Origin of the sequence: Psychrobacter fjordensis (assembly GCF_904845995.1) — a bacterium.
GTDB classification, from domain to species: Bacteria; Pseudomonadota; Gammaproteobacteria; order Pseudomonadales; family Moraxellaceae; genus Psychrobacter; species Psychrobacter fjordensis.
This window is the reverse complement of sequence record NZ_CAJGYP010000001.1, coordinates 1,654,119-1,668,019: the sequence shown is the minus strand read 5'-3', so window position 1 is coordinate 1,668,019 and position 13,901 is coordinate 1,654,119. Positions and strand designations below refer to the sequence as shown.

The 13,901-nt window shown below is 42.9% G+C and carries 9 protein-coding genes; 7 read left to right on the top strand and 2 right to left on the bottom strand.

Annotated elements, in window-relative coordinates:
* Positions 1-47: 47 nt before the first annotated feature.
* The 4 genes from JMW61_RS07015 to JMW61_RS07000 all read left to right on the top strand — a co-directional run bounded on the left by JMW61_RS07015 (position 48) and on the right by JMW61_RS07000 (position 6,433).
* Positions 48-2,345, top strand: coding sequence for a primosomal protein N' (locus tag JMW61_RS07015; RefSeq protein WP_201550065.1), 2,298 nt, complete (start codon positions 48-50; stop codon positions 2,343-2,345).
* 85 nt (positions 2,346-2,430) lie between these two features.
* Positions 2,431-3,555: a cation diffusion facilitator family transporter gene (locus JMW61_RS07010; RefSeq protein WP_201550064.1), complete on the top strand. Its 1,125-nt coding sequence runs from the start codon at positions 2,431-2,433 to the stop codon at positions 3,553-3,555.
* Positions 3,556-3,764: 209 nt separating this feature from the next.
* Positions 3,765-4,469, top strand: coding sequence for a hypothetical protein (locus JMW61_RS07005; RefSeq protein WP_201550063.1), 705 nt, complete (start codon positions 3,765-3,767; stop codon positions 4,467-4,469).
* Positions 4,470-4,546: 77 nt separating this feature from the next.
* Complete coding sequence (locus tag JMW61_RS07000) at positions 4,547-6,433, top strand: monovalent cation:proton antiporter-2 (CPA2) family protein (protein WP_201550062.1); 1,887 nt, start codon at positions 4,547-4,549, stop codon at positions 6,431-6,433.
* A 12-nt stretch (positions 6,434-6,445) separates the two neighbouring features.
* Here JMW61_RS07000 and JMW61_RS06995 read toward each other — a convergent pair whose 3' ends face one another.
* Positions 6,446-7,375 carry a DUF2628 domain-containing protein gene (locus JMW61_RS06995; protein WP_201550061.1) on the bottom strand — a complete coding sequence of 310 codons (930 nt, stop codon included), beginning with the start codon at positions 7,373-7,375 and terminating at the stop codon, positions 6,446-6,448.
* Positions 7,376-8,001: 626 nt separating this feature from the next.
* On the opposite strand from JMW61_RS06995, the gene trmB reads away from it, so the two are divergent.
* The 3 genes from trmB to JMW61_RS06980 all read left to right on the top strand — a co-directional run bounded on the left by trmB (position 8,002) and on the right by JMW61_RS06980 (position 12,110).
* Entirely contained in the window at positions 8,002-8,853 is an 852-nt protein-coding gene (trmB, locus tag JMW61_RS06990) for a tRNA (guanosine(46)-N7)-methyltransferase TrmB (protein WP_201550060.1), read from the top strand.
* Between the two features lie 1,036 nt (positions 8,854-9,889).
* Positions 9,890-10,948 carry a recombinase RecA gene (recA, locus tag JMW61_RS06985; protein ID WP_201550059.1) on the top strand — a complete coding sequence of 353 codons (1,059 nt, stop codon included), beginning with the start codon at positions 9,890-9,892 and terminating at the stop codon, positions 10,946-10,948.
* Positions 10,949-10,988: 40 nt separating this feature from the next.
* On the top strand, positions 10,989-12,110 hold the full coding sequence (locus JMW61_RS06980; protein WP_201550058.1) for a regulatory protein RecX: 1,122 nt from the start codon (positions 10,989-10,991) through the stop codon (positions 12,108-12,110).
* A 329-nt stretch (positions 12,111-12,439) separates the two neighbouring features.
* Here JMW61_RS06980 and JMW61_RS06975 read toward each other — a convergent pair whose 3' ends face one another.
* Positions 12,440-13,897 carry an anion permease gene (locus tag JMW61_RS06975; protein WP_201550057.1) on the bottom strand — a complete coding sequence of 486 codons (1,458 nt, stop codon included), beginning with the start codon at positions 13,895-13,897 and terminating at the stop codon, positions 12,440-12,442.
* Positions 13,898-13,901: the final 4 nt, after the last annotated feature.

Below are 13,901 nucleotides of genomic sequence, written 5' to 3'. Positions count from 1 at the left end.
TCTGGCTCTTTTTTTTACATCAATCTCATCAAATTGCGAAGCCTTTTATGTTGGTACAAGTTGCTCTGCCCGTGCCCCTTTATCGGGTATTTGACTATAGCCTACCAGCGAATGTGCATGCTTTGCCAAATACAATTCCCACATCCATACCGTCTATTGGTAGCCGCGTCGAAGTGTCTTTCGGTCGCCAGACTCTAATCGGTATCGTCGTTGCTCATATCTCCGAAGCCGATAGTAGGGTGCCACTCAATAAGCTCAAGCCTATCAATAAATGCTTAGATGCTGAGCCTATTTTAGATGAGCGAATGCTAAAGCTCGCTTCTTGGCTATCGCGTTATTATCACTATCCTCTCGGGGACGTTCTAGCAGTCATCTTACCAACCCTCGTTCGTCAGGGTAAGCCGTTAGACCTGCTGATTACGCACTGGCGAATTCTGCCCCATATCACTGACGATGACTTTCATACCAATGCAAAAAAGCAGAAGCAGCAATTTGATATGCTCAAGCTGCATGGCGAGCGCGGTGCGAGTGAAGACGTACTTTTGTTAGAGGGCATGCAAAGAGCGTTCTTAAAAACATTGGAAGAAAAAGGACTAATCGAGCGCTATATTGAGCCAAAACAAGCACCTGCGCCTGTCAAATTTGCAAAAATGCCACTTGATCTCAACGATGAGCAAAAGCTTGCTGTTGAAGCCATTATCGCTGTACATGAATCTGAGCGCTATACAGGATTTTTATTAAACGGTATTACTGGTAGCGGTAAGACTGAAGTTTATCTACAAGCGATGCAGGCAGTACTAGAAGCTGGCAAGCAAGTCTTGATTTTGGTGCCCGAGATTGGATTGACGCCGCAGACACGTGCACGATTCGCCAGTCGATTTGCAGCACATATTGTCTTGCTACACTCAGGGATGAACAATACCCATCGTTTACAAGGGTGGCAAGACTGTCGCACGGGGCATGCACAAATCATCATTGGTACACGCTCATCAGTACTATACCCCTTTGCTAATTTAGGGTTGATTGTCGTCGATGAGGCACATGATGGTTCCTACAAACAGCAAGACACACTGCGTTATCATGCCGCTGACGTTGCACTATACCGCGGGCTACAAGCCAACATCCCAGTTGTGCTAGGTACAGCCACCCCTTCTCTTGAACATCTAAAATTGGTCGATGACGGCAAACTCGTAGAGTGTCAACTGCTCACTCGCCCTGGCAATGCCAAGCCTGCCACCATGCAACTCATCGATGCACGCCTGCAAAGCACCCATCAGCAAGCACAGGACGATGGTGCGCGCTACGATACAGGTTTGACCGATGCATTAATTGGGGCGATACGAAAAACACTAGAAGCGGGTAATCAGGTATTAATATTCCTAAACCGTCGCGGCTATGCGCCTGTTTTATTATGCGAGGCTTGTGGTTGGCAGGCCGACTGTCCGCGCTGTGATGCTCATTTAACTGTTCATTATAATAGCCGGTCTCAACATAACACTTACGTCAGCAGCTCTTATTTAAAATGTCACCATTGCGACTGGCAATCCTATATTCCTAATATATGTCCTGATTGTGGTAGTCAAAATTTGGATGCCAAAGGTATGGGAACTACGAGGCTCAGCGAAAACCTGCATGCTATTTTTGCCAATCCGCAAACCAGTAAAGAGCTGTACCCCATTATTCAGATAGACCGTGATACCACAAGACGTAAAGACAGCTGGGAAAATATCTACCAGCGTATCAACGAAGGCACTCCTGCTATATTAGTCGGCACGCAAATGGTCGCAAAAGGTCATCACTTCCCCAACGTCACACTGGTCTGTTTGCCTAACGCTGATCGTGGCTTTTTATCAGCAGATTTTCGCTCACCTGAGCACACTGCACAGCTCATGATTCAAGTGGCTGGGCGCGCTGGACGCGGTGATAAATCTGGACAGGTATTGATTCAAACACTGCAACCAGATAATGAGCTATTATTAAAGCTCGTGAAGGATGGATATTTATCATTTGCGCGCGAACTACTACAAGAGCGTAAAATGATGGGGTTGCCGCCTCATACTCATGCTGCATTGATACGCTGTGAAGGTAAGACACTTGCCGCCACCACTCAAGCGCTCAAAGATGCCATTAGTATTCTACCGAACGCACATAACCTTGCTGTGCTTGGTCCTATCGATGCACCGATGAGTAAAAAGAACAGTCGTTACCATGCGCAACTCCTGCTCTTAGCCAAAGATAGACGGCAATTACACCATGTACTGAATCAATGGTGGGAGCCAGTACTTGCCTTGCCAAATGCGAAGTATCTCAAGCTTACCTTAGACATTGACCCAGTTGGTTGGTAACCTAAATACCTTAAGTACCTATCGTTACACTATGTAGAGCAAACATTGACGATCGAATTCAATGTCAGAGAATTTGAGTGTTGTTATGACTATAAAAGATTCAAAGACTAGTAAACCCCACGAGCTGCATCAGCATGCTGAGCAAAACTCTCATGATCATGATTCACACTTAGAGCAGTCAACTTCACCGCAAGATACCAAAGGCTATCAGCGCACATTACTATTTAGCTTCGTTATCATCACTGGCTACATGTTCGTTGAGGCCATTGGCGGATGGCTAACTGGCAGTTTGGCACTATTATCAGATGCGGGTCACATGCTCAGTGATGCAATCGCACTTGGCGCCACCTTAATGGCATTCAAAATTGGCGAAAGAGCAGCCACTCATCAAAAGACTTTTGGCTATAAACGTTTTGAGATATTGGTCGCGACCGTCAATGGTGCTACGCTCATTATTATTGCGTTAATGATTTTTTATGAAGCGATTAAACGCTTTAACGCCCCTCCTGAAATCGCTACTCAGGGCATGCTCATCATCGCAACTATCGGTATGCTTGTGAATATTTTGGTAGCATGGCTGATGCACCGAGGCAGTCAAGGTGACGAGCCACATGGTCATAGTCATGAAACAGATAATCCCAAAATAACAGAGGGAAAATCTGATAATAAAGCACCCGTTAACCTCAATATGCAAAGTGCTTATTTACACGTATTGAGTGACTTGATGGGTTCAGTTGCTGCAATTATTGCAGCGCTACTCATGATGGGTTTTGGTTGGGTATGGGCAGACGCAGTGGCATCAGTAATCGTTGCCGTTCTGATTCTCTTTAGTGGTTACCGCGTTGTTCGTGACTCTGTACATATCTTGATGGAAGGTACGCCAACAGGGATATTACTAATAACCGTTGAGCAAACGTTGATTGCCCATCCACAGGTACAAAAAGTCCATGACCTACATGTTTGGAGTATTACCAGTGGTCTCAATGCCTTATCTTGTCATGTTGTCGTCGATGGTGAGATGAATATTCACGAATCAAGCCTATTGATTGCCAATTTAGAACAACGCTTGCTCACGCTTGGCATACATCACGCTACCATCCAAGTCGAAAGCTCATCGCACCCGCAGACTAAGTCACATAGCTATGCGTTAGTCTGCAATATTTCCGAACAAGCAACTGATAATAACAGTCACATTGGACATAACCATTGACTATGATCCATTTATAACAAGCAAATGAATATAAAATAAGTAAATATTAACAAATAAAAAGCCTCAAATTCATGTCACACTAGTTTCTATCAATGTAATGGCATGTCACAAATAATGAAAAATTGAATCTCGTTGCCATATTTTTAATAGAAATTCTGTATACTTAAGACTTAAAAAACTTATTCACGATCTATTGAAGATATACCATTATGTCTAGACGCTCAGCGCCCTTTGTCGCCCCTGACTATATCGACGATCCCACTTCAAAAGATGGCAAAAAACACGCCAAAGTTTTGCTATCAACGCTGCAAGAAGATATTGCGAGCTTTCGTGATGAGCAATTTCCACCTGATATTTTGCGCCAAATTCGTGACATGCCTATTTATGAAGGTAACTTGGCAGAAGTCCAAGCCTACCAACAACACTGGCAAACGATACTTGAGCGCGCGATGGCATTTTACCCTGCAGCCAATCTACCGCCCGACTATCTACCGCTACCAGCCAGCCTTGAGATTCCGCAGTTTATCTATCACGTTCAGCGTCTACATTTAACCAAGACTCGTGCTAAAGAATCCAAAAGCTTTGGTTCAGTGGGTGCGCTGACGGATAAATGTGGTGATTATAGTGCTGATGAAATTGCGCGTATGTCAACAGTGTTCGATAACGATGATGAAGCTCGTTTGGTTGCGCACCGTGAGTTTATTGATCTGCGCGCTTATGTGTTTTGCCGTGATAATAAAGGTGAAATGCTAGAGCCTGAACGGGTACGATTTTATCGTACTGGACTCATCGTCCATGCTTTACCCGACTTCAAAATAGTTGATAGCAGACAGACCCCACGTAAGCGCCGTAATGACGCTTATAACAATCCGCTTGCCGATAATGGCATTTGGAAGATTTACCGTAAAAAATAACCTACGTTGACGCTATATTATTTTTACTATAGCCACTTTATATTGTTTGTCTTATTACCATATCTTAAGGATATCAGATGCTTGCTGCCGCCGCCGGCTCACCAAATTTAATGTTACAAGCTACAATCTTCTTAGGAGCAGCACTGCTCTTTGTACCCCTTGGTAAACGATTTGGTATTGCGACGGTCTTAGGTTATCTCATCACAGGTCTGATATTAGGCCCCAGTGGCTTAGATGTAGCGGGCGACGCTGAGAGCTTATTACACTTTTCTGAGTTTGGCGTGGTGATGCTGCTATTCATCATCGGTCTTGAGCTTCAGCCTTCACGACTATGGGCATTACGGCGCTCCATATTTGTACTTGGTGGCTTGCAAGTCGGCCTGACCGGCACGCTACTGATGTTACTTTTACATCATTTTTTCTCCTTGCAACTGGATACTGCTTTCATCGTAGGCTTTGGCCTTGCTCTCTCTTCTACTGCGTTTGTATTACAGATATTGACTGAAAAGCAGCAGCTTGCGAGTACCCATGGTCGAGAAGCGTTCACTATCTTGTTATTCCAAGATATTGCCGTTATTCCTTTACTAGCCGTCATTCCGTTTTTGTCAGGGGTGCGCGAGCAAAGCTATGATTTGATTTATTTTGGTAAGGTGTTTGCCGTATTTGCAGGTCTAATTTTTGCCAGCCGCTATGTGGTTCGACCATTTTTTAAATTTGTGGCATCAAGTGGCGCGTCAGAGTTACTGACTGCAGTCGCCCTATTTATCGTGATGGGCGTGTCTATTTTGATGGGGCAAATCGGTCTATCGATGGCACTAGGTGCCTTCCTAACTGGCGTATTGCTAGCAGATTCAGAGTATCGCCATGAGCTAGAAGCCAGTATCGAGCCCTTTAAAGGACTCCTGTTAGGCTTGTTCTTTATGTCTGTTGGGATGCTGACCGACGTCAAACTTATATTAGCTGAGCCTATCTTTATCATCGGTTGTGCAATGGGCTTGATGTTTATCAAATTTGGTGTCATTACAGCAATTGCAAAAATACTAGGAAATCGCTGGCCGACCAGTCTCAGACTTGGTGTGACTCTCGCTCAAGGTGGTGAATTTGCCTTCGTACTATTTAGTGTCGCTACCGCACAGAACGTCCTGCGTCCTGAGCTTGCCAATACACTGAACCTTGTTGTGACTATCTCTATGGCACTCACGCCATTGGCATTTTTACTATTAGAAAAGATAGGTGAGCCTTTATTTGCTAAGAGCAAACCAAGCCGTGAATACGATTCCATTCCAGACCATGAGCATCAGGTAATCATTGCCGGATTTGGCCGTGTTGGTCAGATTATCGGTCGTGTGTTGCGCATGCACAATATTGAATTTACCGCCATCGAACGCTCCGCAAATCGCGTAGATTTTGTCCGAAAATTCGGTAACCAAGTCTACTATGGTGATCCCAAAAACCCCGAAATCTTACGCGCCGCCGGTATCAAAAAAGCACGCGTCTTTATTCTCGCTATTGATGACTTAGAGCGCTCCATCACGACCGCTCAATATTTGCGCAAAAACTATCCAGATGTGATTGTCCTAGCACGAGCACGCGATCGTCAGCATTACTACCGCCTACGTGAGGTTGGTGTCCGTCATATCTGGCGTGAGACTTATTTGTCGTCTTTGGATATGTCGCGTGAGTCGCTACAGCTTCTCGGTATCTCACCAGAAAAAGCGCGTGAGACGGTACAAACTTTCCGTGATTATGATGATGATTTGATTGAACGTCAGCAAGCTATTTATGATGATGAAGCCAGTATGATCGAATCTGCACAATCAGCAATGGCTGAGCTTGAGAGCTTATTTGATGAAGACATTGGTAAAGCACGCAAAATGGATTTGACCGATTTTTATGAAGCGCTAAAGAGCCAAGCGACGCCAGTCGATGAAAAAGACGATATCGTCACAGACACTAAAAAATAATAGCGTAACGCCCTATTCAGGCAAGCAACTTTGTGGCGCTTGCCGTTTATTTAGCGACGTCATACAGTTCCAACTATCGCTGTCTGGCACATGATAAAAAACCAGTGTCTGATCATTCAGATAGCGTATCGGAAACTTGATGTTCTGAATCGTTGCAATCACCGCACAGTCCGTTTCTGCTACCCCAGCGGCAGTGTCATTAATATCAATATTTACTTGCTCTGTTGCCGTATTTAGAAGCGAATTAGTTGGGCACTGTCCTGTTTGCTGATAAAGTAATGCCACACGATTTTGTGTCGTTTTGACCGTATCATAGGCATCAAACACCACTTCATTTGCTTTTGGCTTGGCAATAATCGGTAAAAACTGCACCTTAATCACCATTAGAGCAAACGCAAACAATCCAAACCCCAAGCCTAGTCCAAATAGACTCACCCCACCTTCCCTCTGCAAGTGAGCCTTCTGCGCGTTCTCATCGCGCTGATAGTCCTCCACAACATCGGCAATTTCACGGCGCGCCATACGGTAATAGTACGCGTCCGTCCAACGTGCAACCATAGATGACCAAAACAGCCAGATTATTACAGCAATACCTATACGCGTAGCCATCTGATAAGCATCAGGAATATATGACATTGCTACAAACTCAAAGGCAACCAACACCAATGCTACATTTAGCTGAATAAAAGACCATCCTGCCACACTGTATACAATGGCATCCATATAGCGCTTGCGATAAAGTAGCCAAGGGAAAGTCACAAAAAATGCCGCCCAGTGCCATTTGGGTGACAAATAACCTTGCTCATCAAACTGCTCAAAGCGCTTGAGATAATAGTGCTGGCTACGATGACCGATAAACCACTTATCCAGCTGTTTACGCTTCGCAGCAGTCAGCTTATCCTGATAAAACGGAGGCGGCGAATCTGTCTCGATAAATAGCATAGTGAGGTGCCCTATTTACTATAAAGAAAAATTTAAATTCATTAGGATCTGTTGAGCATTCAAATATTAGGGCTGCTGATCGCTAAAATTGCACCAGACTAGGCGTAAGCCGACGATAATGTCGAGACCTTAGCTAGGTTTGCAACAACGTTTGGGGTGATTTTAGCATCAGCCTTGAGAACGGATCGAGCAAAGCACTGCTTTGCCCGTTCGCAAGGCAAGAGCTGTGCTCGAGTGGAGGGCAGTAGTATTTTCTGCCAATACATGGCGAAATTATTTAACCTAGAACGACTAGGCATCAAAAATTTCACTGCGTATTGTCTAAAAAATAGTGGCTGCCAGCACCATATTTGAATGTTCAACAGACCCCATGCATGTTATATGATAACGCCAAAACCGCTGTACAGAATAGTAAACGACCGATAAATATAGTTGATTCAATGTAAAGGAAGTACAAGGCAGCCAATTACGAATATATCTACAATACGTCAAACGAGATTAACGCTTTGACTCTTTCATGGTAGATTGAGCATAAGCGTATTAAAAAAGCATTGTCCGTTCACAGCTGTATAGATTTAACTTATAATAAGCGTACATCACCCATTTTATTAAGTCTTGTCAATCCTATGAGTCAACATCCTGATATTAACGATAACATCGATAGTACGAGTACTACTGATGAACAAAAAAACCTTAGCACCAGCACTGAGAGCAATATTGATACTGACATCGATGACAGTATCGGTAATGAGATAGCGCCTGAAGAAAGCAAACACATTCGTATCGTCAATACGTTTATGAAACGACGTACGCACATGAATAAAAATGCCGAACTGGCACTGACCGCTCCAGAATTTGCTGATTATTTGATCAATAACAGTTTTGGTGATGGCGATTTAGAGGGTATCGACAATCTGCGCACATTATTCGCTGATAGCCCTAATGGTAGTGAAGCGCCACTTACGTTAGAGATTGGTTTTGGACTGGGTGTTTCATTTATTGAAATGGCAGCAGCAGAGCCTAGCCGCAACTTTGTTGGCGTTGAAGTGCATGAGCCTGGTATTGGTAAATGTGCTTATATGGCAGGCACAGAAGGCTTAAAAAACGTCAAAATCATCAACGGCGATGCTATTCAGTTGCTCAAGCAATTACCAGAAAATCATGTCGACCGTATCCAACTTTACTTCCCTGATCCATGGCAAAAGAAGCGTCATCACAAGCGTCGCTTTGTCAGTGCGGAACGTATGACCATCGTCACTCGCAGCTTAAAACAAGGTGGCTGGTTCCATACGGCGACTGACTGGGAGCATTATGCATTTTGGATGGTTGAGGTATTAGATGGTTTTGCAGGGTTAACCAATCAAGCGGGTGCGGGTAACTTTACGGATCGTCCTGACTTTCGTCCAATGACCAAGTTTGAGCGTCGCGGCCTAGAACGCGGGCATGGCGTATGGGATTTAATCTATATCAAAGATTAATACTGATAACATATTTGTGATAGATCTAAAAAAGCGGCTAATATATTTAGCCGCTTTTTTTGCTTTACAACTGACCATTTACTGTTTTTCAGGTTTATTCTTGATAAATTATCAGCTGTAAGCCTTATTTTAGGAGCTTTCACTATTTTTATAAAAAAAACTTATAAAATATTAATACGTGAAACATAGCCATTAGCATGTGGTTTATGGCTAAATATATATTTTGACAATTGTGACAATAGTATTAATTCTTCATTATTCTATATCAATAAACTACGCAAACATCGATGCTATAAGGGTTTGGTGAGTTCTCCCCATAAGCTGTGGATAACCCTGTGTATAAGTCGCCACTTGACAAGAAATTCCCTAGGTAACGTAAAGGGTAAGGTAAAATCGTTCATTTTTTGTACAATTAAAAAATACTTATAAATCATACACTTATACCAATATGACAACCACTTAAAATTATTTTTAATATTTTAAAAATAAAATCTCATCACTAGCGATGTTTCACAATTCGTGAATTTTTAGGCTTTATCTGCTGTGGACAACCTTTAAGCCTATTGACAAACAGTACCATTATATTATCCAAAATAATAGTTTCTATTTTCATTATTTTAGACGAACTATCATCTATATATCATGCGACAGTTAATGTCGTCTACCGTCACTCGACCCACTAAATGATCTTTGCAATTTGTTATAATCACTCTACACAATCAATAGTACTTAAGAGAAAAATTTCGCGATATTCAGGTACAGCATAGCTTCATAGCGATGCTAACAGATGCTAATTATGAACTTATTTTTGCTTATCTCACGATTTGATTTTACTGTATAGTAAGGTGACATATTAACTATTACTGTCTGTATCATCGATATGACAACCTATTTATCCTAGGTAGATGCTGAACGCTTCTTCCTATTTAAGTGGCAACCCGCCCTATTGAGCCACTACTTTCTATCGTACAAATATATTACGTATAACACCGAAATTGATAGTTTTACATTAATGATTGAAAATAAGGAATCTAGTATGGACGACAATAAAGCCAAAGCCCTCAAAGCGGCGTTAGGTCAAATTGAAAAGCAATTTGGTAAAAACACCATCATGCATTTAGGCGATGACGCAGCCATCATGGATGTCGATGTGGTCTCAACAGGCTCATTAGGCCTAGATATTGCCCTTGGGATTGGTGGCCTACCAAAAGGCCGTATCGTTGAGATTTACGGCCCAGAGAGCTCAGGTAAGACGACCATGACTCTGCAAGCCATTGCAGAGTGCCAAAAGCAAGGTGGTACTTGTGCCTTTATCGATGCTGAGCACGCGCTTGACCCTGTCTATGCTCGCAAACTGGGTGTAAACACTGATGAGCTATTGCTATCTCAGCCTGATAATGGTGAGCAAGCGCTTGAAATCACCGATATGTTGGTACGTTCAGGGGCCATCGACATGATCGTTATTGACTCAGTTGCCGCCTTGACGCCGCGTGCTGAAATTGAAGGCGAGATGGGTGACTCTCATATGGGCCTACAAGCACGTCTCATGAGCCAAGCACTACGTAAGATTACAGGTAATGCCAAACGCTCTAACTGTATGGTGGTCTTTATTAACCAGATTCGTATGAAAATCGGCGTTATGTTTGGTAGCCCTGAGACCACAACTGGTGGTAACGCGTTGAAGTTCTACGCCTCTGTACGTATGGACATTCGCCGTATTGGTGCGGTCAAAAATGGTGATGAAATCATTGGTAACCAGACCCGTGTGAAAGTCATCAAAAATAAAATGGCACCACCATTCCGCCAAGCCGAATTTGAAATCACTTACGGCGAAGGTACCAATCACTTAGCCGAAGTCATTGATTTGGGCGTTGAGATTGGAGCCGTTGGTAAAGCAGGTTCTTGGTACAGCTATGGCGACGAAAAAATCGGTCAAGGCAAAGCCAACTCTGTGCTTTTCTTAAAAGAGAATCCTGTGATTGCTCAAGAAATCGAAGATAAGATTCGCGACGAAAAACTTGGGTCAAAAAAGAGTGCCAAGGATAAAGAGAGTGACGAAGCCAAAGAAAAACTAGCCGCTGAACCTGTACAATAACGGAACGATCAATAACTGTTATCGATTATCATGATTTATTATGAAAATTAAAACCTTAGCTGAAATACTCGCTGAATCGGACACCGATTCAGCGAGTTCTCCTAATGCCCAACCAAAAAAATATACTAAGCACACATACAAAGATGAGCCGCACAAACCTCGTAAAAATGGCAAGCGACCTACCTATTCAAATAAAAATAACGCTATAGCCAATGACTCGTTAATTAGTGATTCTACTGCTGACATAGACTCGAGCGACCCACTCTTCTCTTCCTCTATCAATCAAAAAACATTAAAACCTAAAAATCGTAAGAAACGTGAAAAACGCTTCCATCCAGCGGCTAACTTTAGCCCTGAGCCTAGTGATGTACCTACTTACCTGCCACCTGAAGCGCAAAGTATTAAAGAGATGTTGGCTGAGGTCAAACACAGCATTCATGGAGATGAGATAGATAATAGCTTAGCAGCAGATACTGGTCATAGCACTGATCCGTCTTTGATAAAATCAAAAAATGAAGCTGAGCTTTCGACTATTGATGAAAACGACATAGACAATCAAAACGATAATATACCAGCTGCTCTCAAAGCTTATTTGCGTACACCTGAACAGAAACAAGCAGAGATCGATGCGATTAAAGCCGAAAGCCGTTTACGTTGGCTCGCATTTTATTATTTATCGCGCCGTGAATATGGCAAAGCTGAGCTGAAGCAGAAACTTATCGATAAGGAACAAGATCCAGAGAAAGTTGATGCGCTCCTTGATGAATTCGAGGAGAAAGGCTATCAAAGCGATTACCGCACTACTTTGATGCTAATACGTGAAAATATTCGTAAAGGCCGTGGACGTGGACGTATTAAGCAAGAATTTTATCGTAAGAAAATTGCTATGCCTGGTAATATCGATGAGCTGATTGATATGGCCAATACTGAGTCAGAGGAATTTAGCGAGTTTGTAGATGACAATGATGACAACTTGGTCGATGGTGTAGATTGGCTGAAATTAGCTGTCACAGCACGTACTAAGAAATACGGTGATGATATACCTGTTGAGCAAAAAGACAAAGCCAAGCAGCTACGGTTTCTACAATATAGAGGATTCAATACTGATATATGTTTTGCCGCGCTCAACTATACGCTAGACACGTTAGATGAGCGTTTTTAGCCAACACTCACCTATATATTGACTAGGGCGTGTCTTCAACTCACTCGATATTCATCTAAATGGGCTAAAAATAGCTAAATCTTGCCAAACTGCGTCAAATAGCTAGTTAATATCCCAATATTATCTACACTATTTTTCCTGTTTGACGACAGTTTATCTCACTTTTATCACCATTTTTAAAATGAAGACACGCCCTAGGTAAAACAATGCAGTCGATTCAATTTAAAAGCAGTACAAGTCAACCGAGTGTAGATGTATATTAAATACTTCAAGCGAAGTTAATGCTGCAATAATTTTATAGTGGAATGACTATAGATTTAGATGGCTTATTAATAATAGCCAAGTACTTTCCACCAAATTAAACCAGCACCTATCCAAATGACTAAGTTAACTACACTCATAATCGCACCAATGCTCCACCACTCTTTCAACGTCACATAGCCAGAGTTAAAAATCACCGGTGCCGTACCAGTCGCATAATGGGTCAACGTCATCATGATATTACCCGCTGCAGCTAAGATTAAGGCATATAACATTGGCGGTGCGCCTAGTGTCAGGCCTACCGCATAGAATGCTGCAAATAGCGCGGTAATATGAGCTGTGGTACTAGCGAAAAAGTAGTGTATGTATAAATAGACTAAGGTCAGAATTGTCACTGCACCTATCCAACCTACCCCAGTCGTCCCAATAAGAGACTCAATATTACCCGCGAACCAGCTAATCAAACCAAGCTTGTTCAGATAAGCGGCCATCATAATCAGTGCACCGAACCAAACAATGGTGTCCCATGCAGACTTCTCTTTTAAAATGTCATCCCACGTCAATACACCAGTCAATATCAATGTCGTCAAGCCAATAAAGGCAGTCGTCGTGGCATCAACGCTATACTGCTCACCCAAAATTAACGCAGGAATATTAGCCCACAATACCAACATAAGACCAAATACACCGAGCATTATTTTTTCGTGGGTGCTGACTTGACCCATTTCTGTTAGATTATCTTTTGCGAAGTTTTTGGCATCAGGTGTTGCTTTGACATCAGGAGGATAAATCAGGTAAATAACTAATGGCATGACGATCAGACAAAGCATACCAGGGATAAACATCGCCACTGCCCATGTCGTCCATGACAGCTGAATATCGCCACCCGTCGCTTTATTCACCAGCTCTACAACTAAAGGATTGGGGGCCGTCGCAGTAATAAACATACCAGAAGTAATAGGATTGGCGTGATAATTCACCATCGCCAAATAGCGACCAATTTTATTTTGAGTGCCTTCTTCTGGCGTCGAATGAAAGCTTTGTGCAATGGACTTCATGATAGGGTGAATAATACCACCACCACGTGCCGTATTAGACGGTGTGATGGGTGCGACCATCAGCTCAGCAGCGGCCAAGGAATAAGCCACGCCAATGGTTTTTTTACCAAAGATAGAGATGAAATAATAAGCGATACGGCGACCCAATCCTGTCTTTATCAACCCACGCGATATCATGACTGCAATACCAATTAGCCAAATCAAAGGGCTTGAATAGCTTGATAAGGCATCGCTAATGGCTTGCTTTGGACTATCACTTGTGACGCCTGTCAATGCCACTAAAGTCACGGCAATAATAGCAATAGCACCAATAGGTAATGCCTTTCCTATGATGGCAACAATGGTAGCGATGAATAGTGCCAGCATATGCCACGCTTCTGGTGTGACACCCGTCGGCACTGGGATAACAAACCAAATTACCAAACCAACTAAAATAGCGATAGCCGCTTGAACAGGCTTAAATGGCATAAAT